The 21410-nt window shown below is 65.6% G+C and carries 20 protein-coding genes; 5 read left to right on the top strand and 15 right to left on the bottom strand.

The features are described from left to right. Positions 1 to 6: 6 nt before the first annotated feature. On the bottom strand, positions 7 to 864 hold the full coding sequence (locus BEK68_RS18340) for an ABC transporter permease (protein WP_024542127.1): 858 nt from the start codon (positions 862 to 864) through the stop codon (positions 7 to 9). Next, positions 861 to 1925, bottom strand: coding sequence for an ABC transporter ATP-binding protein (locus tag BEK68_RS18335; RefSeq protein ID WP_024542126.1), 1065 nt, complete (start codon positions 1923 to 1925; stop codon positions 861 to 863). Before BEK68_RS18335 ends, BEK68_RS18340 begins: the two co-directional genes overlap by 4 nt. A gap of 186 nt (positions 1926 to 2111) precedes the next feature. On the opposite strand from BEK68_RS18335, the gene BEK68_RS18330 reads away from it, so the two are divergent. Beyond that, positions 2112 to 2954: an IclR family transcriptional regulator gene (locus BEK68_RS18330; RefSeq protein ID WP_024542125.1), complete on the top strand. Its 843-nt coding sequence runs from the start codon at positions 2112 to 2114 to the stop codon at positions 2952 to 2954. Here BEK68_RS18330 and BEK68_RS18325 read toward each other — a convergent pair. The 3 genes from BEK68_RS18325 to hglS are packed head-to-tail and all read right to left on the bottom strand — an operon-like array spanning position 2939 to position 7072. Next, the gene (locus tag BEK68_RS18325) at positions 2939 to 4378 is read right to left on the bottom strand and encodes an FAD-binding oxidoreductase (RefSeq protein WP_024542124.1); all 1440 of its coding nucleotides are present in this window, start codon (positions 4376 to 4378) and stop codon (positions 2939 to 2941) included. The genes BEK68_RS18330 and BEK68_RS18325 overlap by 16 nt on opposite strands. A 37-nt stretch (positions 4379 to 4415) precedes the next feature. Then, a complete protein-coding gene (locus tag BEK68_RS18320; protein ID WP_004631372.1) occupies positions 4416 to 5666 on the bottom strand; it encodes a PLP-dependent aminotransferase family protein in 1251 nt (416 codons plus the stop codon). Continuing rightward, the gene (gene hglS / locus BEK68_RS18315) at positions 5663 to 7072 is read right to left on the bottom strand and encodes a 2-oxoadipate dioxygenase/decarboxylase HglS (protein ID WP_024542123.1); all 1410 of its coding nucleotides are present in this window, start codon (positions 7070 to 7072) and stop codon (positions 5663 to 5665) included. Before hglS ends, BEK68_RS18320 begins: the two co-directional genes overlap by 4 nt. Before the next feature lie 136 nt (positions 7073 to 7208). On the opposite strand from hglS, the gene BEK68_RS18310 reads away from it, so the two are divergent. Continuing rightward, positions 7209 to 8129 (top strand): LysR family transcriptional regulator, encoded by a 921-nt coding sequence (locus BEK68_RS18310; protein ID WP_024542122.1) that lies wholly within the window; start codon positions 7209 to 7211, stop codon positions 8127 to 8129. Between the two features lie 179 nt (positions 8130 to 8308). Continuing rightward, positions 8309 to 8845 carry a PadR family transcriptional regulator gene (locus BEK68_RS18305; protein ID WP_004631375.1) on the top strand — a complete coding sequence of 179 codons (537 nt, stop codon included), beginning with the start codon at positions 8309 to 8311 and terminating at the stop codon, positions 8843 to 8845. Positions 8846 to 8848: 3 nt separating this feature from the next. Here BEK68_RS18305 and BEK68_RS18300 read toward each other — a convergent pair whose 3' ends face one another. The 7 genes from BEK68_RS18300 to BEK68_RS18270 all read right to left on the bottom strand — a co-directional run bounded on the left by BEK68_RS18300 (position 8849) and on the right by BEK68_RS18270 (position 14922). After that, complete coding sequence (locus BEK68_RS18300; protein ID WP_004631376.1) at positions 8849 to 9853, bottom strand: NAD(P)H-dependent flavin oxidoreductase; 1005 nt, start codon at positions 9851 to 9853, stop codon at positions 8849 to 8851. A gap of 54 nt (positions 9854 to 9907) precedes the next feature. Continuing rightward, the gene (locus BEK68_RS18295) at positions 9908 to 10351 is read right to left on the bottom strand and encodes a nuclear transport factor 2 family protein (protein WP_024542121.1); all 444 of its coding nucleotides are present in this window, start codon (positions 10349 to 10351) and stop codon (positions 9908 to 9910) included. A gap of 105 nt (positions 10352 to 10456) precedes the next feature. After that, on the bottom strand, positions 10457 to 10924 hold the full coding sequence (locus BEK68_RS18290) for a universal stress protein (protein WP_024542120.1): 468 nt from the start codon (positions 10922 to 10924) through the stop codon (positions 10457 to 10459). Between the two features lie 91 nt (positions 10925 to 11015). Continuing rightward, complete coding sequence (locus BEK68_RS18285; protein WP_024542119.1) at positions 11016 to 11915, bottom strand: LysR family transcriptional regulator; 900 nt, start codon at positions 11913 to 11915, stop codon at positions 11016 to 11018. A gap of 26 nt (positions 11916 to 11941) precedes the next feature. Next, entirely contained in the window at positions 11942 to 12262 is a 321-nt protein-coding gene (locus tag BEK68_RS18280) for an AtuA-related protein (RefSeq protein ID WP_004631380.1), read from the bottom strand. Position 12263: 1 nt separating this feature from the next. Next, complete coding sequence (locus BEK68_RS18275) at positions 12264 to 13619, bottom strand: acyclic terpene utilization AtuA family protein (protein WP_029768939.1); 1356 nt, start codon at positions 13617 to 13619, stop codon at positions 12264 to 12266. A gap of 4 nt (positions 13620 to 13623) precedes the next feature. After that, a complete protein-coding gene (locus tag BEK68_RS18270) occupies positions 13624 to 14922 on the bottom strand; it encodes a CitMHS family transporter (protein ID WP_024542117.1) in 1299 nt (432 codons plus the stop codon). A 196-nt stretch (positions 14923 to 15118) separates the two neighbouring features. Here BEK68_RS18270 and BEK68_RS18265 point away from each other — a divergent pair, with 196 nt between their 5' ends. Next, positions 15119 to 15667 (top strand): RBBP9/YdeN family alpha/beta hydrolase, encoded by a 549-nt coding sequence (locus BEK68_RS18265; RefSeq protein WP_024542116.1) that lies wholly within the window; start codon positions 15119 to 15121, stop codon positions 15665 to 15667. Positions 15668 to 15723: 56 nt separating this feature from the next. Beyond that, on the top strand, positions 15724 to 18093 hold the full coding sequence (locus BEK68_RS18260; RefSeq protein ID WP_024542115.1) for a heavy metal translocating P-type ATPase: 2370 nt from the start codon (positions 15724 to 15726) through the stop codon (positions 18091 to 18093). Between the two features lie 170 nt (positions 18094 to 18263). Here BEK68_RS18260 and cadR read toward each other — a convergent pair whose 3' ends face one another. From cadR to leuA, 3 genes are all read right to left on the bottom strand, one after another. Continuing rightward, positions 18264 to 18740 carry a Cd(II)/Pb(II)-responsive transcriptional regulator gene (gene cadR, locus BEK68_RS18255; protein WP_004631385.1) on the bottom strand — a complete coding sequence of 159 codons (477 nt, stop codon included), beginning with the start codon at positions 18738 to 18740 and terminating at the stop codon, positions 18264 to 18266. Positions 18741 to 18757: 17 nt separating this feature from the next. Then, positions 18758 to 19144 carry a four-helix bundle copper-binding protein gene (locus BEK68_RS18250; protein ID WP_004631386.1) on the bottom strand — a complete coding sequence of 129 codons (387 nt, stop codon included), beginning with the start codon at positions 19142 to 19144 and terminating at the stop codon, positions 18758 to 18760. Positions 19145 to 19271: 127 nt separating this feature from the next. Continuing rightward, positions 19272 to 20984 (bottom strand): 2-isopropylmalate synthase, encoded by a 1713-nt coding sequence (gene leuA / locus BEK68_RS18245; RefSeq protein ID WP_004631387.1) that lies wholly within the window; start codon positions 20982 to 20984, stop codon positions 19272 to 19274. Between the last annotated feature and the right edge of the window lie 426 nt (positions 20985 to 21410).

The following is a 21410-nucleotide window of genomic DNA, read 5'->3' as shown; positions in this document are numbered from 1 at the left end:
GCTCCTTCAGCCCAACGTCTTCTTGTAGCGGCCTTCGATCATGCGGTTCCAGCCGAGCATGATGACGAGGTTGGCCGCCAGCAGGATCAGCGCAATGGCAGCGCCCAGCGGCCAGTTCAGTTCGTTCAGGTATTCGTCGTAGATGAGCGTGGCGACCATCTTCACGCGGCGCCCGCCAAGCAGCCCCGGAATGGCGAATGAGCTGGCCGCAAGGCCGAACACGATGAGGCTGCCCGACAGGATGCCCGGCATGACCTGCGGCAGCACCACGCGGCGCAACGTCGTGAAATGCGAGGCGGACAACGACAGCGCGGCGTTTTCCACCCACGGGTCGAGCTTTTGCAGTGACGTCCACACAGGAATCACCATGAACGGCAACATCACGTGCACCAGCGCAATCACCACGGCCGTCTCGTTGTACAGCAGCTTGACCGGGCCGATGCCAACGGCCTTGAACGCGGCGTTGATCAAGCCTTCGGGCCCGAGCAGCATGCTCCAGCCGAATGCGCGCACCACGACCGAGATCAGCAGCGGCGCCAGGATGACGAGCAGAAAGATCGAGCGCCAGGGCTTGCGCATCCGGCTGAGGATGTAGGCCTCGGGCGCGCCGATCAGGATGCAGATCAGCGTCACGACCGCCGACACGCGCAGCGTGCGCCAGAAGATTTCGTAGTAGTACGGGTCTTGCACCACGTGCAGGTAGTGCGCAAACGTGAAGGTGCCCGCAATGGGGCCTTTGTCGGCGTCGAACGCGTTGAACGACAGCATCACGCTCAGCGCCAGCGGCACGAACAACATCACGCCGAAGAGCGCCAGCGCCGGGCCGGTCATGCTCCACGGCACCCAGATCGGTCTGCGGCTCATGCTGCGTTGCCCTCGGTGCCGATCACGCGCACATAGCGGTCTTGCCAATCCACGCCCACGGTCTGGCCCACTTCGCGCGGGGCGTCGCCATCGTTCACGGCGGATACCAGCATCGCGCCCAGCGGCGTGTCGACGGTGTACATCCACTGGTTGCCGAGGAAGAAGCGTTCGGTCACGCGGCCTTCGCAGCGGCCGTTGCCGTCGGCGTTGCACGTCATTTTTTCGGGGCGCAGCGCCAGTACGACCTTGCTGCCCGCCGGCGTGCCCGGTGGCAGCGCCAGCTCCACGGCCCCGACCGAGGCGCGAAGTTCGCCATTGGCGCCGGATACCACTGCTGCATGCAGCAGATTGGCCTTGCCGACAAAGGTGGAGATGAATGCATTGCTCGGATGCTCATACACCGCCAGCGGCGTATCCACCTGCGTGATGCGGCCTGCCTCCATGACGACCACGCGGTCGCTGATCGACATGGCTTCGGCCTGGTCGTGGGTGACCATGATGGTGGTCGTGCCGACCTTGCGCTGGATTTCACGCAGCTCGAACTGCATCTCTTCGCGCAGCTTGGCGTCCAGGTTCGACAGCGGCTCGTCCAGCAGCAGCACCGGCGGTTTGATGACCAGCGCGCGTGCCAGGGCCACGCGCTGGCGTTGGCCGCCCGACAGCTCACGCGGGTAGCGATCGATATGTTTGTCCAGATGCACGAGCGCCAGCGTCTGCATGGCGCGCTCGCGGCGTTCCGCTGCCGGGCACTTGCGCATCTCCAGCCCGAACTCCACGTTCTCGCGCACCGTCATGTGCGGGAACAGCGCGTAGGTCTGGAACACGATCCCCAGGCCGCGCGCGTTGGCCTTGGCGCGGGTGATGTCCTTGTCGTCCAGCTCGATCGAGCCTTCCGTCACCTCCGCGAAGCCCGCAATCATCTGCAGCGTCGTCGTCTTGCCGCAGCCCGATGGGCCCAGCAGCGAGACGAACTCGCCCTTATGCACGTTCAGGTTGAAGTCCTGAACGACCCGCAGGTCGCCGTACTGCTTGGAGACATGGTTCAGGCGCAGAAAACTCATCGGTGATCCTTTGCGACTGGGGGCGTCGCCGACTCTTCCAATTGAACAATATGGATATGCTATTGCAACAGGTGTGCCAAAACGTCGACTACGCCTAGGTGTATACGCTGTAATTGGAATTTTTCTCGTATTTATTCCGTTCATCGGAATACAATCGATCCACCAAATTCAGTCCATTCCAGCTTTATGTCTGTCGATTCCGAAGACGACGCGCATCAGCGCAGCGCCATGCACCGCACCTTCCAGATCCTGCGCACCATGGCGGAGCAGCAGCACCAAGGTGTGCGCGTCACCTACCTGGCCAAGACGCTGGGGATGACCCCCGCCACCACCCACCGCCTGCTGCAGGGGCTCACGCAGGAAGGCATGGTCGAGCAGGACCAGCAGAACAAGCTGTACCGGCTGAGCCTGGACCTCTTCTGCCTGGCGGCCCAGGCGGGCGCGGTGAACGACTTGCGCTCCGTCGCCCGGCCGGCCTTGCTGCGGCTGAATGCCAGCCTGGGCGACACGGTGCTGCTGCTGGTGCGCTCGGGCTTCGATGCGGTGTGCCTGGATCGCGTGGAAGGGCAGTACCCCATTCGCACCTTCACCGGCGATGTGGGCGGCCGGATCGAACTCGGCGTCGGCCAGGGCGCGCTGGTGATCCTCGCGCACCTGCCCGACGCCGAGCAGGAGGAAGTGCTGCGCTACAACCTGCCGCGCATCCGGCACTACAGCGTCTACGACGAGGTCTATCTGCGCTCCGAGGTCAGGAAGGCACGCGAGCGCGGCTACAGCGCCAAAACGGACGGGCTGCTTGAAGGCATGGCTGGTATTGCCGTGCCCGTGTTCGATCGCAATGGCAACGTCGTCGCCGCGCTTTCCGTCGGTACGCTCGCCAACCGCCTGAGCGCCGATCGCCTGCCCATCGTCTACGACATGCTGCTGCGCGAGGCCAATCGGCTGACCACGCAGATCAATCCGTTTGATCCGACGCTGCGTCGCCCCATGCAATCAATGGCCGTGAGCGATACCTATCGCGCCATCTGACCCCGCGGCCGTTCGAGCACGCGCCCCGGGTTCAGCAGGCATTGCGGGTCGAGCGCCTGCTTGATGGTCTGCATCAACTGCAGGGCGACCGGCGCCTTGTAGTGCGGAAGGTGATCGCGCTTGAGCGCGCCGATGCCATGTTCAGCCGAGATCGAACCGCCAAAGCGGTGGACGGACCGGTACACCGCATCGCCGATCGCAGCCTCATGCGCGGCAACGAACGCTGCAGCGTCCGCCCCCGCCGGAGCCTGCACGTTGTAGTGCAGGTTCCCATCACCCAGGTGCCCGAAGTTGATGAGCCGCAGCCCGGGCGCCAGCGCCTGCAGTTGCGCATCGGTCTGCGCCACGAACTCGGGAATGCGTGAGATCGGCACCGAGACATCGTGTTTGATGTTGGGTCCTTCGGCTGCCTGGGCCAGGGTGATGCTTTCGCGGATGTGCCACAGGTCGTGCGCCTGCCGGATGTTTTCGGCAATGATCGCGTCGGTCACGATGCCGTCTTCCATCGCGGTTTCCAACAGGTGTTCAAACTGCGCGCGGGCATGCGCCTCGGATTCACTGTCGGACGCTTCCAGCAGCACGCACCACATTGTTTCGCGCCACATCGGCACGCGCAGATGCGGATAGTGCGTGTCGACCAGCCTGAGCCCTTCCTGGCTCATGACCTCAAAACCCGTGAGCGCCGCAGACAGATGCCGGTGCGACAACGCCAGCAATGCTGTGGCGGCTTGCAGCGACGGCGCCGCAGCCCACGCCGTCAATTGCGCGGCCGGTTGCGGATACAGCCGCAGCGTGGCCGCCGTGATGATGCCCAGCGTGCCCTCGCTACCGATGAACAGATTGCGCAGGTCATAGCCGGTGTTGTCCTTGCGCAGGCCTTGCAGGTTCTCCCAGACTTGCCCGTCGGCCAGCACAACTTCCAGCCCCAGGCATAGCTCGCGCGCGTTGCCATAGCGCAGCACCTGCGTGCCGCCCGCGTTGGTCGCCAGGTTGCCGCCGATCGTGCAACTGCCTTCCGCACCCAGGCTCAGCGGGAACAGCATGCCGGCCTCGCTTGCCACGTCCTGCAGCGACTGGAGTACGCAACCGGCGTCCACCGTCATCGTCATGTTGGCGGCGTCGATGGCGCGCACGGTCTGCATGCGGCGCAGGCTCAGGATGATTTGCCCGCCGCTGGCATCGGGCACCGAGCCTTCCACCAGGCCCGTATTGCCACCCTGCGGCACGATGGACACACCGGCTTGTGCGCACGCGCGCACGACCGCGGCCACTTCGGCCGTGCAGCCGGGCCGCACCACGCACAGCGCCTTGCCGCGCACGCGCTGGCGCCAATCGGATTCGTATTCGGCGCAGTCGTCGCCGGTCAGAACATTGGCGGCCCCCACGATGTCGTGCAAGGCCGGAATCAGGTTGTCGGGTGTCATGGCAATGCGATGAAGGTTGTCTCTTTCTGAGGAGGCGTTAACGCATGGCCAGCGCCACGGCTGCGGCCAGCCGCTGCACGGCCTGTTCGATCTGCGGCACCTCGGGCGCGGCAAACGACAGGCGCATGGTGTTGAGCTGCGCGTTGTCCGGGTAGAACGCCTTGCCGGGCACATACAGCACCTGCTGCGATACGGCGGCATCAAAGAGCGCTTGCGGGTCGATTGACGGCGCGAACGTGGCCCAGACAAACATGCCGCCCGCCGGCGCGGTGCACTGCATACGGCCATCCAGCTGCGTGGCGATGCCTTGCACCAGCGCCTGCATGCGCCGCTGATACTCGATGCGGGCGCGCTGCACCGTAGCCGGATAGCGGCCGCTTTCCAGATAGTGGGCCGCCACCATCTGCGCCAGCGGAGACGTACACAGATCCACCGTCTGTTTGGCGATGGCACAGCGGCGCAGCAGGCTGGCATCGGCCAGCATCCAGCCGATCCGCAGCGCAGGTGCGACGGTCTTGGAAAGGCTGGAGAGATACACCACCGGGTTCGTGCCGCCCACGGCCTGCCGATCGCCCACTGCGCGCAGCGTGGGTGGCATGGCAGCGGCGTCGCCCTCTGCCGTATCAAAGCGCAGCTCGCCGTAGGGATCGTCTTCCACCACCCAGAAGCCGTGCGCGCAGGCCAGCTGCACCAGGGCTTCGCGCCGCTGGGCGGCGAGCAGCGTGCCGCGCGGGTTGGAAAAATTCGGGACGGTGTAGAGCAGCTTGGGGCGCTGCGTGGCAGGCAGTTGATGCAGCAGGTCGGCCAGTGCATCGGTCTGCAGGCCGTGTTCGTCCATCGGTATCGGAACGATGCGGGCCTGCGCCAGGCGCAAGGCTTGCAGCGTGGCAGGGTAGGCCGGCACTTCCACCAGCACCGTATCCCCCGGTTCGATCAACGCCCGCACCAGCAGGTCGAAGGCTTGCTGCGAGCCGGTGGTGACCATCATCTGTTCGGTGCTGGCCTGGATGCCGCGTGCGTCCATCAATGCGGCGAGCGCCGTGCGGAGGACGGGCAGTCCTTCAGTCGCGCCGTACTGCAAGGCCTGCGTATCGCCCGTCATGGCTTGGCCGGCGGCGTGCGCCAGGCCTTCAGCGTCGAACAGGCTCGGCGACGGATAGCCGCCCGCCAGCGAGATCATCCCCGGCTGGCTGAGGTACGGAAACAGTTCACGGATGGGCGAGCCGGCAGGGTTCGCGAACGGGGCGGCAAAGCCCGGCATGGCGGCTGGCGTGTGCGGGCCGGTCATGCGGCATCCACCACGGGCGTGCCGCGCAGCACGGCGCGCACCTGATCGATGGAGCGCTGCTGCGCTGCCTCGTACAGCGCGATTTCGTCATGCACGCGTGCACCCAGCGCGGCCTCAAACGCCTGCTGTGCGGCGTGGGCCTGGTACTGCTTCTGTTCTTCGCCGCCCAGGTTGGACTGGAAGATGCCCGCCGCGCTCACCGGCAAGAAATCTTCATACGTGATGGGGTTGGATTGCACCCAGCCTTTGGCCAGGAGTTCATCCAACGAAGCGTCGGCTGCCGTGGCTGCGTCGGCCTGTGCATGGCCCGACGGCGTGAGCGTGTAGCGATAGAACGCCAGGCCTTGCGCACGCAACGCGTCATGGCTGTCGGGAAAGGCGCTGAACGCCTGGGCTAACCGGCTTCCGTAGTTGGGTGCGGCACTGCCGGCATTGCCCATGCTGCGCACCTCCGCCAGCAGTTGGTCGTAGAGCGCGCGGCCCTTGCGCGTGAGGGCCACGCCGCGCTGCTCGATTTCGCCAAAGCGTGCCGTGTGGGCGCCTGCATCGTCGGTAAAGCGCACCGCTTCCTGCAGCGCCTTGAAGCTGGTCTGGCGCAGCAGGATGGGGCAGTCGCGGCGCGGCGGACCTTCCACCACATCCTTGGCGTCCATGCCGCGTGTGGGCATGGCGGCCTGTGCGGCGTCGATGTCGAGGGTGCGCGGTGTCAGGTGGTTGATGTGGGGGCCGCGGAAGCACACCACGTCCGCCACCAGGCGGTGAGCGGCTTGCAGCGCGCGATACGTCTCGGCGTCAACCGTGGCGGTGCTATGCCAGCGGAAGGTCTCCAGCGCTTCGCGTACGAACGCGTCGGCATCTGCGTTGGCCAGGCCGCCGTCGGCTTCGCATTGGGCGATCAATTCGAGCACGCGCGGGGTAAAGATCTGCCGGCGCGCCAGGATGGCAGCGGCCTTCTCGCGCAGGGTGGCGTCGGCAATCAACTCAAGCCGCAGCAGCGAGGTGAACACGCGAAACGGGTTGGCCAGCAACGCGGCATCGGTTACAGGGCGAAACGCCGTCGAATGCACGGGCACGCCGGCCACCGACAGATCGTAGTAACCCACCGGTTCCATGCCCATGACGGCAAACAGCCGGCGCAGCGTGGCCAGCTCGGCCGCCGTGCCGACACGGATGGCGCCGTGGCGCTCGATATCCAGCCGATCCAGTTCACCCGACTGCGCCATCTGCGCGCGCAACGCGGGCTGGGCGTCCAGCGTGCCGGCGTTGATGTCTGCCACCAGCTCGACCAGCGTGCCGTATTGCGGCACCTCCTCGCGGTACATGGCCGACATGGCGCGCGAAAAGCGCGAGCGGATTTCATTTGCGTGGATGAAGTTCGACGCGGGGAGTTGATGCGCATTGCTCATGACTGAGTTGGATTTGGCAGCGGTGAAGCGATGCTAGGGTGACGAATGAAGGCTGGTCAAACGATAATCCTGGCGTAGGTCATTCCAAAACAGAATGAACGTTGCGACTTCCGCACCGCACAGCTCACACGCTCCCATGTTCCTGTCCCGCCGCTTCCTGCCGCCGATGTCCTTGCTATGCGCGTTCGAGGCCGCCGCGCGCCACCAGAGCTTCACGGCCGCCGCCGCCGAGCTGCACCTGACGCAAAGTGCCGTCAGTCGCCAGATTCGCGCGCTGGAAGAGCGTCTTGGCGCAGAACTGTTCGTGCGTGAACGCCAGACCGTGCGCCTGAGCGCAGCGGGCCAGGCGTATGCGGAGGAAATCCGCGGCGCGTTGATGCGCATCTCGAGCGCCACGGTGGGGTTCCGAGCCAATCCGCAGGGCGGCAGTCTGAATCTGGCCATCCTCCCGACCTTCGGCACCCGTTGGCTGGCGCCGCGCCTGCCGGCGTTTTTTGACCAGCACCCCGGCATCACCATCAATCTGACGACGCGGTTGTCGCAGTTCGACTTTCAACTTGAAGCGGTGGATGCGGCGATCCATTTCGGTACGCCGCACTGGCCGGGGGCGGAACTCGCCCTGCTGATGAGCGAAACCGTCGTCCCCGCTTGCAGCCCGGCGCTGCTGGCCCGCTACGACTTTGCGCAGCCGCGCGATCTGCTGCATGCGCCGCTGTTGCATCTGGCCTCCCGCCCCGATGCCTGGCCGCGCTGGCTGGCAAGCCATCACGTGGCGGGTGCAGAACCCCAAGGCATGCTGTTCGACCAATTTGCCACCGCCGCACAAGCGGCCGTCGCGGGGCTGGGCGTGGCGTTACTGCCGCGTTTTCTGATTACCCACGAGCTGCAGCAGGGCGATCTGGTGCAGGCGCTGCCGCATGTGCCCGAGATGGAAAGTGCCGAGCGCTACTACCTCGCCTGGCCCACCAGCCGCGCTGACTATCCGCCGCTCCAGGCGCTGCGGACATGGCTGGTGAAGGCGGCACAAGACTTCATGCCAACGCAGGCAGCCGAGTGAGACGCAACGCTTTCGCACAGCACAGAAGCGCGCGAGTTCGGCACCAAACCAACGGTGGCCAAGCAGGGCATGACGCATCCACCGGGCTTCTGTAGAGTTCGCAGATCGAATCGGTTGGATCGGGTCAGCGGTGCTCAAAACCCGGTCGACGCCAAACAAAACTGACGTTATCTCTGCCCATGTCCATCCAACACGCACTGCTGACATCCCTGCTGGAAAAGCCCTCGTCGGGCTACGAGCTTGCTCGACGCTTTGACAAGTCGATGGGATATTTCTGGAGCGCCACGCATCAGCAGATCTACCGCGAACTCGGGCGCATGGCCGAAGCCGGCTGGGTGAGCATGGAAGAAGAGGAAGACAGCCGCAAGAAGACGTATACCGTCCTGCCGCCGGGCCGGGACGAACTCGCGCGCTGGGTGCTGGAGCCGACCGTGTCGTCGGACAACCGCGAAGAAGTGCTGGTGAAGCTGCGTGCCGACGCCGTGATCGGCCCGCTCGGTTTTGCCGACGAGATGCAGCGCCTGATCGAGCAGCACCGCACGCGGCTGAACACCTTCCGCGAAATCGAGCAGCGCGATTTTGCGCGGCCCGATCTCACGCGTGCGCAGCAGTTGCAGCACGCGGTGCTGCAGCGCGGCATCGTTTACGAAGAAGGCTGGCTCGCGTGGGCAGACGATGTGCTGCCGTTGCTGGAGCCAGCCTCAGTGACCGCGTAAGCCTTAAGCCGTCGCCTTACTATCGGCCGCGGTGCGCAGCGCTTCGATGTTGTTCAGGCGCCGGCGTGCCACCTCGAACTCCTCGGCAAAGCGCTTGACGAGTTCCGCCGCCGGCACCACGCGCTTGACCGCGCCCACGCCCTGGCCGGCGCCCCAGATGTCTTTCCACGCCTTGGCCTTTGCGCCGCCGCCCGAGCCGAAGTTCATCTTGCTCGGGTCCGATTCCGGCAGAGCGTCCGGGTCCAGGCCGGCGCCTTCGATGCTCTTGCGCAGGTAGTTGCCGTGCACGCCGGTGAACAGGTTCGTGTAGACGATATCGCTGGCGGTGCTTTCCACGATCGCTTGCTTGTAGCCCTCGATCGCATTCGCTTCTTCGGTGGCGATGAATGCGGATCCGACATAGGCCAGATCAGCGCCGGCCGCCAGCGCCGCCAGGATGGCGTTGCCGTTGGCGATGGCGCCCGACAGCAGCAGCGGGCCATCGAACCATTCGCGAATTTCGTGGATCAGCGCAAACGGCGAGGTTGTGCCCGCATGGCCACCTGCGCCCGCCGCCACGGCGATCAGGCCATCGGCGCCTTTCTCGATCGCCTTCTTGGCGAATTTATTGTTGATGACGTCGTGCAGCACGATGCCGCCGTAGCTGTGCACCGCCTGGTTCACGTCTTCACGCGCGCCCAGCGACGTGATGACGATGGGCACCTTGTACTTCACGCACAGCTCCAGGTCGTGCTCCAGGCGGTCGTTCGACTTGTGCACGATCTGGTTGACGGCAAATGGCGCCGACGGCTTGTCAGGGTGCTGGGCGTCGTATTCGGCCAGCTCCGTGGTGATGCGCTGTAGCCACGTTTCCAGCAGCTCGGCCGGGCGTGCGTTGAGCGCCGGGAACGAGCCAACCACGCCCGCCTTGCACTGCGCGATCACGAGGTCGGGGTTGGAAATGATGAACAGCGGCGAACCCACTACGGGCACGGACAGGCGGTTTTGCAGAATTGGCGGCAGCGACATATGGCAGTCTCCGTTGGAATCGTTATGGAATGAGGGGAAGGGCGCGAGCGGGTGTCAGGCTTCGGCCTTGAGCAGCGCGAGCTTGTCGCCCAGCTTGGCGCCCATGGCCGCGCCGAGGGCCTGCAGGCCGCTGGCCGGGCGCACCATGACTTCAAACTCGACGATCTTGCCTTCAGCGTTGAAGCGCACCATGTCAATGCCCTTGAGGGCCTTGCCGCTCACGTTGGCACTGAATTCCAGCACCACGCTGGCGCCGTCGCCGGTGACGAAGCTGCGGTGGTATTTGAAGTCTTCAAAGACGGTGTTGACGGTGCGAAGCACCAGCGTGGTCGCCGTGCGGCCCGGGTAAGGCGTGTGCGCCACGGGTGAGCGGAAGACCACTTCATCGGCGAACAGCCGGTCGAGATCGTCCATGTTGCCGCTCTCGAGCATGGCATGCCAGGCCTCGAGCGTGGCCTGCGCGGGCGCGTTCAGTGTCTGGGGAATCGGCTGCGGCATGCTGGCTCCTGAGCAGAAAGTGCAACGGATTGCATTAACGTGGGACGCAACATAGCACAGTCAACTTTTTCTATGCAACAGGTTGCATAGTGGAGCTATTCGACTTCAGCCGGCAGCATGTTGAGGGTGCTGGCCGCGTACCACGACAACGGTACGGTGCGACAGGCGCGTCGTTCGCTCGGCCACACTGCCCAGTAGAAGGCGCGCGAGCCCGTGCTTGCCTTGGGAGCCTACAACGATGGTGTCGGCTTGCCAGCGTTCGGCTTCGTGCTCGAGCGCGTTGCCGATATCGTCATCGGTGGCGTCGAGCATCAGCACGCCGGTTTCAGCAGCGGTGCCGTCTGCGTCGAACTGGCGCTGCAGTTCGACCAGCGATGCGCTGGCCGTCCGGTGGGCCTCTTCGCGCAACGTGTCGACGCTGTAGATTTCGCGCGATTCCGGCATGGCCGGCGAGCCGATCGCCCAGACGATCCGGACCCGGCCGTTGAACGCACGGGCGAGGGCGGCCGCTTCTTCCACCGCCAAGTGGGATTCATGGGTGCCGTCGAAAGCGGCAAGAATGCGTTGATGCATGGGGCGCTCCGCAGAATCGGAATGGGAATGCCACACTGTAGCAGCGCAGGTGGGCGATGCTGCACCCCGGATGTGCCCGGGTTGTGCAGCGTCAAACGGGCGCCGTCGTGCGCACGGGGTGCGCCAGCAGCAAGTCCAGCAACCCCTGGGCCGCGACCGACAGGCTGCGCCCGTCGCGCCGGATGACATACAGCGTGCGCACCAGCCCCGGCAGTGGCAGCTGCCGCACCACCAGCTCGGGCAGGCGGAACTGGAACAACGCCAGCGCCGGAATGACGGTGATGCCGAGGTTGGCCGCCACCAGCGCGGCCGCCGTGGCCAGGTGCTCGACTTCCATGCCGCTGCGCAGCTTGGTTGGGTGCAGCGCCGCATCGAGGTACTGCCGGATGCTCGTGTTGCGCGCAAGGTGGATGAACGGCGTATCGATAAGATCCCCCACGGCCAGCGCCGGCTTGCGCGAAAGCGGGTGCTCCTGATGGCAGACGAGGTGGAAGTCGTCGGTGCAGAACTGCTGGGCGGCTAGGCCCGCCATGTCGGCGCCCATGGCCGCGATGGCGAAGTCCGCCGCCCCGCGCCGGACCATGTCGATGCAGGGGTCGGACAGTTGATCGTGCAGCGCCAGCTGAATGCCCGGATGCTGCGCGGAGAACGCGGCCAGCACACCCGGCAGGATGCCCGCGGCAATCGACGGCAGCGCGGCCACCGTCACGCGTCCGGTGCGTGCCGAGGCGCGATCGCGCAGCTCGGAAAACGTCGCCTCGAAATCGGCCAGCAGGCGCAGCGCCGATTCCGCAAAGGCTTCGCCCTCTGGGGTCAGTTCAACATGGCGCGTATTGCGGTCGAACAGGCGCACGCCGGCATCGGCCTCCAGGTTCTGGATCAGCGCGCTGAAAGCCGATTGCGACAAGTGGCATGTCTGTGCCGCCTGCGTGAAGTTCTTGTGCGCGCGCAGCGCGGCAAAGGCGCGGAGCTGTTTGACGGAGAGGTTCATGGCGATGCCGGGCGTGATGCGCCAGCTTAGCCTGGAATCTCCAGCGTGAGCAGCGCGCTGGACAGCGATTTGCCATGCGCATCCAGCGCCAGCGATCGCGTCACGCCGCCGGCCAGCGCGCCGTGCAGCACGAAGTTCAGCGCGCCCAGTTGCGGGAGCACGTAGCGCTCGACTTCGCCGTGGACGAGTTCAGCGAAATGCGCGCGCACGTGCTCGGCCGTCACGTGTTGTTCGAGCATGGCAAATTCTTCGGCGCATTCCGGACGAAGGGCGATGACGGAGATGCACGAGATGTCGCCCTTGTCGCCGGCGCGGGTGTGGGCGAGATCGCGGAGGGTGCGGGGCATGTCAGCTCTCCAGGATGTGCACGGCGTGCGGGGCGAGTTCAGCAGGAATCAACGTCGACGCCACGGCGATGATCTCGCGTGCGCCTTTCGTTGCTCCGCCGCCGCCGGATGGGCCGCAGGTCAGCAGCGTTTCCACTTCGTTGCCGATGCGGATGGCTTCGGCCATCGACTCAGTGCGCGCGGCCACGCGCACGCGCACTTCGTACGGTTCGGCATCGGTGCGGGAAAGGGCTGCGCCATGCAGCGCATCCACGCCAATCAGCTCGAAGCGCGTTTCCGTCATCTGTACGCCGGTGAGCGCAAGCCGCTCGCGCACGATGTCGAGCGCCAGCTTGCCGCGGGCCACCGCGTTGGGGCCGGCATAGCTGATCTGGCCTTCACCGATATAGCTGTCGAGATAGCCGATCGAAACCTTCAACTGGCCCGTGCGCGGTGTGCCGGTGGCCCCTTCAATGACGACGCGGTCTTTGCCGTCGGCGTGCATGCGCACGTTGGAGAAGTCCGCTACCACGTCAGGCGTGAGGTAGCGCGCCGGGTCGTGGATCTCGTACAGCAACTGCTCCTTGCACGTGGCTTCGGTGACAAGGCCGCCTGCCGTGGCGACTTTGGTGATGCGCACCGAGCCGTCTTCACCCACCTCGCCAATGGGGAAGCCCAGGCGTGCGAGGTTAGGTACGTCCTTGATGCCGGGGTCGGCAAAGTAGCCGCCGGTGATTTGTCCGGCGCATTCAAGCAGATGGCCGGCCAGCGTGCCGCAGCCCAGGCGGTGCCAGTCGTCCATGCGCCATCCAAACGCATGGATGAGCGGCCCAAGCGCCAGCGCCGGATCGGCCACGCGCCCGGTGATGACGACGTCCGCGCCCTGCGCCAGCGCATCGACAATGCCCTGCGCGCCGAGGTACGCATTGGCCGACACCATGCGCGTGTGCAGCGATGCGACTGGCGCGCCGCCATCCATCAGCGTGAAGTCCTGGCCGCGGGCTTGCAGCAGGTCGAACACGTCGTCGCCCGTCACGGCCGCCACGCGCAGCTTGAGGCCCAGCTCGCGGGCGATGTCGCGCGTGCGCTCCGCCGCCGCCTGCGGGTTGGCCGCGCCCATGTTGGTGACGATGCGGATGCCGCGTGCCGCGCAGGCCGGCAGTACTGCCCGCATGCGCGCTTCGAGCAGCGGGTCGTAGCCATGCGACGGATCTTTGCGTCGCACCTGCTGTGCGAGCGCAATGGTGCGCTCGGCCAGGCATTCGAACATCAGCACGTCGATGTCGCCGTGCTCGGCCAATTCCAGCGCCGGTTCGATGCGGTCGCCCGAATAACCGGCGCCGCCGCCGATGCGCAGTGTTTTCACCTTGGTCTTCATGCCATCACCACGGAAGCACGCCCAGCACCACGGCCACTGCGGTCATCAGCAGCGAGGCACCGAACAGGAAGGGGATCGAGAATTTCTGGTGGTCTGCCAGTTCGATACCGCACAGGCCGACCACGAGAAAGGTCGCCGGTGTGAGCGGGCTGACCGGAAAGCCGGTGGTCATCTGGCCGAGCACGGCGGCCTGTGCCACATGCACCGGCGCAACGCCCAGCATCTTCGACGCTTCGGCCACGACGGGCAGCACACCGAAGTAGAACGAATCCGGATCGAACAGCAGCGACAGCGGCATCGACAGCACGCCCAGCACCACTGGGATGTGGTGCGCCATGCCGGGCGGAATGAAATCGACCGCCGTCTTCGCCATGGCGGTGAGCATGCCGGATTTGCTCATGATGCCGGTGAACACGCCTGCCGCCAGCAGGATGCTCGCCATCATCAGCGCGGCCTTGGCGTGGGCGTCCACGCGCTGGCGTTGCTGATCGACGTTCGGGTAGTTGATCAGCAGCGCGGCCACCACGCCCAGCATGAACATCACCACCGGGTCCACCTTGCCGCTCACCATCACGCCCATCACCACGACGGTGAGGATGAGGTTGATCCAGAAATTGCGCGGGCGGCGCAACGCCTGCTCTGCATCCGTCAGGGGGCGCGCGACGACCTGCGTGCCGCCGGCGTGGTTGGCCAGGCCCAGGCGCTTCTCTTCACGCTTGCCGAGCAGCCATGCGCACGCGAACACGAAAACGAGCCCGGCAATCTGCACCGGGATCAGCGGGTTGAAGATGTCCGTGACGGGCATATGCAGCGAGGCCGAGGCGCGGATCATCGGCCCCGTCCACGGCAGGAAGTTCACGCCGCACGCCATCGACGTCACGCACGCCAGGATGCGGCGGTCCATGCCGAGGCGGTCATAAAGCGGCAGCATTGCCGGAATGGTGATGAGGAACGCCACCGCGCCCGAGCCGTCCAGGTGAATCAGCAGCGCCAGCAGGGCAGAACCCACCACGATGCGCGGCGGACGGCTGCCCACGGTGCGCAGGATGCGGTCGATGATCGGGTCCAGCATGCCGGCGTCGGTCACGATGCCGAAGTACAGGATGGCGAAGATGAACATCCCCGCCACGGGCGCGACGTCTTTGATGCCGCCGATGATGAACTTGCTGGTGTTGAGCCCGAACCCGCCTACGAGCGCGGCGATGACGGGAATGGCGATGAGCGCGACCAGCGGCGACATGCGTTTGGTCAGGATGACGACAAACAGCGCGACGATGGTCAGCAGCCCGAGCAGTGCGAGCATGGTCTCCTCCGAGTTTTTTGGATTCGGAACCCCTGTTGGCGGGATTTAAGAGCGACTGTAGAAGTTGGTGATCTGCCTGTGAAACAGAATATTTGGATTGATTGTGCGGATTCGCCGATGAGTGGCGCCGACGCCGCCCGCCAAATCCCGGCAGAATGTCTCGCATTCCAATCCGCCATTCACTGCCGGAGACACCGTGAGCGCTACCCCGACCGTCCTGATCCTGCCCGGCTGGCAGAACTCCGGCCCCGAGCATTGGCAATCGTGTTGGGAACGCCGGCATGGTGATCGCCGTGTCGAACAGCGCGACTGGTGTGCGCCGAAGCGTGCGGATTGGATGGCTGCGCTGGAGGCCGAAGTGAGCGCAGCCCCTGGCGACGTCGTATTGGTGGCGCACAGCCTCGGTTGCGTGCTGACGGCGCATTGGGCGGCCACCTCGGCCCGTGCAGTGCGCGTGCGCGGCGCTTTGCTGGTTGCGCCGCCGCAGCTCGATCGCGCTGACATGCCGTCGGAGTTGGCGGATTTTCGGCCCATTCCGCAGCAGCGTTTGCCGTTTCCCGCTGTGCTCGTGTTCAGTACCAACGATCCGTTCAGCGACGCTGGCTGGAGCCACGGCCAAGCCGAAGTGTGGGGAGCGGAGCCCGTCGATATGGGTGCGCGCGGCCATATCAACGCCGAATCGGGTTTGGGTGAATGGCCGGAAGCCCGCGCCATCGTCACAAAGTGGACGAAAGACCTTATCTAGCGATGCCGGAACGTGGGGCTTGACCCTGAGGCTTCTTCAGGGTTTTGAATGGCGGCATGAAACCTGATCTCGCCTCCAGCCTGCCTGTCCACGACCACGCCAAGCCGGAAGCCTCCGGCTGTGGGGGTTGCTGCGGTCACGCACAACCGGTCGCCAGGGACACCACCCAACCTGCGCATGATCATCACGATCACGACCATCACGTTCATGATCACGGCCACGCGCCCGAAGTTGCGGCGCCCGCCAATGCGGCGGCACGCGCAGCCGCCACCGGCCGCACCGTCGTGCGCATCGAGCAGATGGATTGCCCCACCGAAGAGCGCATGATCCGCGCCAGGCTGGGTAGCGCGGATGGCGTCGTCGCGCTGGATTTCAATTTGCTCGAGCGCCATCTCACCATCCACCACACCGTTGACGATGTGGCGCCCTTCCTGGAGGCGCTGCGGGCCATCGGCATGGATGGCGAGGTGCTTGAACAGCGCGAGCGCCTGTCCGCAGCATCTGCGGAGCCCACCCGGATCTCGCGCCGCACGTGGCTGCTCGGTATCGGCGGCGTGACTGCCTTCGGTGCGGAAGCCATCGCCTGGTCGCTGGGCGATCACGCCTGGCCGGTGTTGGCGTTGGCACTGGCTTCCATCGCATTGGCCGGCGGTCCCACGCTGCGCAAGGGCTGGATTGCCGTGCGCGCGCTCACGTTCAATATCAACTTCCTGATGGCGGTGGCCGTCATCGGCGCGCTGCTGATCGGCAAGTGGGCCGAAGCCGCCATGGTGATCTTTCTGTTTGCCGTGGCCGAAGCCATCGAAGCGCGCGCGCTGGTGCGTGCCCGCGATGCCGTACGCGCCCTGACCGCCATCGCGCCGGACACCGCAGAGTTGGCCGATGGCGCGGGCGGCTGGCGCGATGTGGCGGTCGACAGCGTTTTCGTTGGCGCGCGCCTGCGTGTGCGCACCGGCAGCCGCGTGCCAGTCGACGCGCGCATCGTGAGCGGCCGCGCCGCGCTGGACGAATCGCCGGTCACGGGCGAAAGCCTGCCGGTGGAAAAAGCCATTGGAGACACCATCCTTGCCGGCACGATCGTCACCGACGGCTTGGTCGAGGCGCAAGCCACGGCGCTGGCTGCGGATAGTACGCTGGCGCGTATCGCCGGGGCCATCCAGCAAGCGCAATCGCAGCGTGCGCCCACGCAGCGCTTTGTCGACAAGTTCTCTTCCATCTACACGCCCGCGATGATGTTGCTGGCGTTGGCGGTGGCCGTCATCGGCCCGCTGGTCACGGCCGACGGTTGGCTGGCGTGGACCTATCGCGCACTCGTGCTGCTGGTGATTGCCTGCCCGTGCGCGTTGGTGATCTCCACGCCGGTCACGGTGGTCAGCGGCCTGGCTGCCGCCGCACGCCGTGGCATCGTCGTCAAGGGCGGCGTGTATCTGGAAAGCGGCCGGCGCCTGCGCGCGCTGGCGCTGGACAAGACCGGCACGCTCACCGCAGGCCGGCCGCTGCTCGACGCGGTGATGTTGCCCGACGGCGCACGCCGCGCCGTCGCGGATCTGAACGCCGCGACCGACGCGACACAGTTGCATGCGCTGGCAGTGGCCGCGGCGCTCGATGCCAACACCACGCACCCGATTGCCGTAGCCATCGTGCAGGCCGCTGCGGCGCACGGCGCGGTCGATGCGAATTCAGTGGAAAACTTGTCGGTGCTGCCGGGCCGCGGTGTGGCGGGCACGCTGGGCGGCGTGCGTTGGCATCTGGGCAACGCGGCGCTTGTTGCAGAGCGAGGCTTCGATACCTCCGTCTGGCGGGCCGCTGCAGAGTCGTTGCAAGCCGAAGGCATGTCTGCCGTCACGCTATGCGATGCGAACGGCGCCGTGGCGCTCTTTGGCGTGCGGGACCGCGAGCGCGCCGAAAGCGCCGAGGCCATCGCCGAGCTGCGTTCTCTGGGCGTGATGCCCGTCATGCTCACCGGCGACGACCGCCGTGCCGCGCAGGCCATCGCCAAGACGGTCGGCATCGACAACGTGCACGCAGAGCAGCTCCCCGCCGATAAGCAGCGCGTGGTGGGCGAGCTTGCTACCCAACACGGCTTGGTCGGCATGGTCGGCGACGGCATCAACGACGCGCCGGCGCTGGCGCGCGCCGACATCGGTTTCGCCATGGGCGCCGCCGGTACCGCCACCGCGCTGGAAGCTGCCGACGTGGCCATCATGGACGACGACCCGCGCAAGCTCGCGAGCTTCATCCGCATCAGCCGCCGTACGGTGGCCGTGCTGCGTCAGAACATCGTGCTGGCACTCGGCATCAAGGCCGTGTTTCTGGCGCTGGCCGTGATGGGCGACGCGACGTTGTGGATGGCCATCTTTGCCGATGTGGGCGCGAGCCTGCTGGTGGTGTTCAACGGCCTGCGGGTGATGCGCGTGCGCGCCTGATGTGCCGGCGCGCGAGGTCACTCGATCAGCCCAGACAGGCGATGAGGTCGTCAGCCGAGCAGCGCGCGCTTTCGCCGGCCGGAATCGTCTGCTCCCATGCGATCACGCCGGGGTGGCGTTCTCTATTGCGCTAGGCAGGTACCGGCGAGCGTCCAGAATCTGCACATCGCTCAGCGATGCACGCCGCGAATATGCCGGTGCGCGTGTTCGCCCTCGCCATGTTCGTGACTGTGGCCTTGAGGATGGGCGGCGACGGGCTCTTCGTGCAGCGATTGCAGCACGCCGCACTCAGCCACGGACGCGGCCGTCGTGCAGCGTTGCCCGATCGCCTCGATCTGGCCCTTCAGGTCGGTCAGCTCGGCGATACGCGCTTCAACGTGGCGCAGGTGCTCGTCCAGCAGGTTGTTGATCTCTTCGCACGAGGCCTGCGGGTTGGCCTGCAGTTCGAGCAGACGGCGGATTTCGGTGTGCGCCATGTCGAGCGACCGGCACTTCGCAATGAAGGCCAACTGCTCGACATGCTCCGGGGTGTAGACGCGATAGTTATTGGCGGCGCGCGCAGCCGGGGGCAGCAGGCCCTGCGCTTCATAGAAGCGGATGGTCTCAATGCTGATGCCCGTGCGCTGGGCGAGTTCGCCAATTTTCATACGCGTTGAAAAAACAATCAGAAGACAGTCGGCTCGGCGGTGATGGCTTCGACGCCGGCGACTTTCAAGCAGGCGTCCAGGCAGGCGCGGCAGGCCGTTGCACAGCCGCTGCAATGGCCTTGGCCGTGATGATCGCATTCTTCCGCGCATTGGGAACAGATCTCGGCGCAGTCTTCCAGAAGCAATTCTGCGAATTCGCTGTTGCGCTCCAGGAATTTGCGCGTGAGGGCGCAGTATTCGGCGCAATCCGTGCACGCGCTGATGCAGCGCGCCATGGCTTCAGCGTGGCCATTCTTGCCGGATTCCGTCGCGCAATGAGTGCAAGCGGCCTCGCATGCCTGCAGCGCCTGGATCACACTGGCAAAACGCTTGGCATTCTCTTTCGCGGTCGGACGAGTGGTCATGTCGGTTCTCCTGTGGCAGTGGATGTGCACGCTGGCGCGCTTGGGAAGGGATGAGCCCGGGCGCGGCCCGGGCGTCGTCTCTCCAATTTAGCAACTCGCGCTCCACTGCGTGAGCCCGACTTGCGCGTTACACCGCTTGTGCCTCGCTCTTGCCGCTGCGCAGCATGCCGTTGCCGGCACGTGCGATGAGTCGATTGACGCCGCCCACCACGGCGCGAATCGACGCCGTTGTCAGGTTGGCATCGACGCCCACGCCGAAGACGCTGCCCGCCACGCCCTGCGCGGCCATTTCTGCAAACGCGATGGCATCGGCATTGGCGCCCTGGCCCAGCGCGCGCTCTTCGTAGTGATGGATCGACACGGGGGCCGTCAGCACGTGCGACAGCGCGTGCACCAGCGCATCCAGCGGCCCGTTGCCGGCGCCTTCGCAGATGTGCTCGCGGTCAGCAATGTTCACCACCAGGCGGATGTGCTGACTGCCGTCGTCCCGCTCGGTCAGGCGGTGCGATACGTAGCCGATCACGCCATCGCCGCGCAGATACGTCTGCTGGAAGAGCGCCCAGATGTCGGCGCCCGTGGCTTCGCGGCCGCTCTCATCGGTCAGCTGCTGAACGGTGCTGCTGAACTCCACCTGCAGGCGGCGCGGCATGGCCACGCCATAGCCGGATTCCAGCAGATAGGCGATGCCGCCCTTGCCCGACTGGCTGTTCACGCGAATGATCGAGTCATACGTGCGGCCCACGTCGGCGGGGTCGATCGGCAGGTAAGGCATTTCCCACAGCGCATCGGGCTTCTGCACCGCAAAGCCTTTCTTGATCGCATCCTGGTGCGAGCCCGAGAATGCCGTGAACACCAGATCGCCGACGTACGGATGGCGCGGATGCACCGGCAGTTGCGTGCAGTCTTCGCAGGTCCGTGCCACGTCATTGATGTGCGAGAAATCCAGTTCCGGATCCACGCCTTGCGAGTACAGGTTCAACGCAAGCGTGACGAGGTCCACGTTGCCGGTGCGCTCGCCATTGCCGAACAGGCAACCTTCCACGCGATCGGCGCCGGCCATCACGGCCAGCTCAGCGGCTGCCACGGCCGTGCCGCGGTCGTTGTGCGGATGCACGGAGAGGATGATCGAATCACGGCGCGCGAGGTTGCGATGCATCCATTCGATCTGGTCGGCGTAGATGTTTGGCGTGGCCATTTCCACCGTGGCCGGCAGATTGAAGATGATCTTGTGCTCGGGCGTCGGCTCCCAGACTTCGGTCACCGCGTTGCAAACCTCCAGCGCGAAATCCAGTTCCGTGCCGCTGAAGACTTCCGGGCTGTATTGGTACGTCCACTGCGTCTCGGGCATCGTTTCCGCAATCTCGCGGATCAGCCTGGCGCTTTGCACGGCAATGCGCTTGACGCCGTCGCGGTCGGTGTTGAACACCGTGCGGCGGAACACCGGCGCCGTTGCGTTGTAGACGTGGATGATGGCGCGTTTGGCGCCGCGCAGCGATTCCATCGTGCGGCGAATCAGGTCTTCGCGCGCCTGCGTGAGGACTTCGATGGCCACGCCGTCGGGGATGTGTCCGCCTTCGATCAGCTCGCGCACAAAATCAAAATCGGTTTGGGAGGCGGCGGGGAAAGCGGCTTCGATTTCCTTGAAGCCGATCTGCACGAGCATCTTGAACATGCGCATCTTGCGCTCGGCGTTCATGGGCTCGAACAGGGCCTGGTTGCCGTCACGCAGATCCGTGCTCATCCAGATCGGGGCACGGGTGATGGTCTTGTTGGGCCAGGTGCGATCGGCGAGGGCGATGGCGGGGAAGGGGCGGTACTTGGTGGCGGGGTTCTTCAACATGGTGTGTGCGTCCTGTGAGATCGAGATCGGTTTCGTGCAACGGGGACGGCCGCGCGGGCGGCGTCCGGGGTGGCCGGAATCGGGTTCGGGATGTGGCGGCCAGACAGCCACGGGCGCGTGGTCTGGCAACCGGTCGGTAGTCGTAGCGAAAGCGGGATCGAGGCGTGCATGAGAGGCTCCAACGATTCGGCGCACAAACTGCGCCACACTCAAGGCCCGTCGCCGCTTACGGCACGGACCGGTCAAACACCGGAACGAGGGGAAAGAGAGGTCTACGCGCTTACACGCGTAGTAGGGAAGCGGATAGCAGACCGCGCACGCACGAGAGGGTGCGGGCAGGAGCGGTACGGAGGGTGGTCTGCTGAGAATGCATTTCGCGATAGTGATGGGGAAGGCCGGGGGCTGTCAAGTTGCTTGGGCGAATTT

This window comes from Ralstonia pickettii, from assembly GCF_001699815.1.
In the GTDB taxonomy this organism is placed as follows: Bacteria; Pseudomonadota; Gammaproteobacteria; order Burkholderiales; family Burkholderiaceae; genus Ralstonia; species Ralstonia thomasii.
This window is presented reverse-complemented; position numbering and strand designations above follow the sequence as displayed.

What these genes read in the sequence shown, in the direction of transcription:
- BEK68_RS18340 (WP_024542127.1), bottom strand. Translation starts at nt 864, where the DNA reads ATGAGCCGCAGACCGATCTGGGTGCCGTGGAGCATGACCGGCCCGGCG.
- BEK68_RS18335 (WP_024542126.1), bottom strand. Translation starts at nt 1,925, where the DNA reads ATGAGTTTTCTGCGCCTGAACCATGTCTCCAAGCAGTACGGCGACCTG.
- BEK68_RS18330 (WP_024542125.1), top strand. Translation starts at nt 2,112, where the DNA reads ATGTCTGTCGATTCCGAAGACGACGCGCATCAGCGCAGCGCCATGCAC.
- BEK68_RS18325 (WP_024542124.1), bottom strand. Translation starts at nt 4,378, where the DNA reads ATGACACCCGACAACCTGATTCCGGCCTTGCACGACATCGTGGGGGCC.
- BEK68_RS18320 (WP_004631372.1), bottom strand. Translation starts at nt 5,666, where the DNA reads ATGACCGGCCCGCACACGCCAGCCGCCATGCCGGGCTTTGCCGCCCCG.
- hglS (WP_024542123.1), bottom strand. Translation starts at nt 7,072, where the DNA reads ATGAGCAATGCGCATCAACTCCCCGCGTCGAACTTCATCCACGCAAAT.
- BEK68_RS18310 (WP_024542122.1), top strand. Translation starts at nt 7,209, where the DNA reads ATGTTCCTGTCCCGCCGCTTCCTGCCGCCGATGTCCTTGCTATGCGCG.
- BEK68_RS18305 (WP_004631375.1), top strand. Translation starts at nt 8,309, where the DNA reads ATGTCCATCCAACACGCACTGCTGACATCCCTGCTGGAAAAGCCCTCG.
- BEK68_RS18300 (WP_004631376.1), bottom strand. Translation starts at nt 9,853, where the DNA reads ATGTCGCTGCCGCCAATTCTGCAAAACCGCCTGTCCGTGCCCGTAGTG.
- BEK68_RS18295 (WP_024542121.1), bottom strand. Translation starts at nt 10,351, where the DNA reads ATGCCGCAGCCGATTCCCCAGACACTGAACGCGCCCGCGCAGGCCACG.
- BEK68_RS18290 (WP_024542120.1), bottom strand. Translation starts at nt 10,924, where the DNA reads ATGCATCAACGCATTCTTGCCGCTTTCGACGGCACCCATGAATCCCAC.
- BEK68_RS18285 (WP_024542119.1), bottom strand. Translation starts at nt 11,915, where the DNA reads ATGAACCTCTCCGTCAAACAGCTCCGCGCCTTTGCCGCGCTGCGCGCG.
- BEK68_RS18280 (WP_004631380.1), bottom strand. Translation starts at nt 12,262, where the DNA reads ATGCCCCGCACCCTCCGCGATCTCGCCCACACCCGCGCCGGCGACAAG.
- BEK68_RS18275 (WP_029768939.1), bottom strand. Translation starts at nt 13,619, where the DNA reads ATGAAGACCAAGGTGAAAACACTGCGCATCGGCGGCGGCGCCGGTTAT.
- BEK68_RS18270 (WP_024542117.1), bottom strand. Translation starts at nt 14,922, where the DNA reads ATGCTCGCACTGCTCGGGCTGCTGACCATCGTCGCGCTGTTTGTCGTC.
- BEK68_RS18260 (WP_024542115.1), top strand. Translation starts at nt 15,724, where the DNA reads ATGAAACCTGATCTCGCCTCCAGCCTGCCTGTCCACGACCACGCCAAG.
- cadR (WP_004631385.1), bottom strand. Translation starts at nt 18,740, where the DNA reads ATGAAAATTGGCGAACTCGCCCAGCGCACGGGCATCAGCATTGAGACC.
- BEK68_RS18250 (WP_004631386.1), bottom strand. Translation starts at nt 19,144, where the DNA reads ATGACCACTCGTCCGACCGCGAAAGAGAATGCCAAGCGTTTTGCCAGT.
- leuA (WP_004631387.1), bottom strand. Translation starts at nt 20,984, where the DNA reads ATGTTGAAGAACCCCGCCACCAAGTACCGCCCCTTCCCCGCCATCGCC.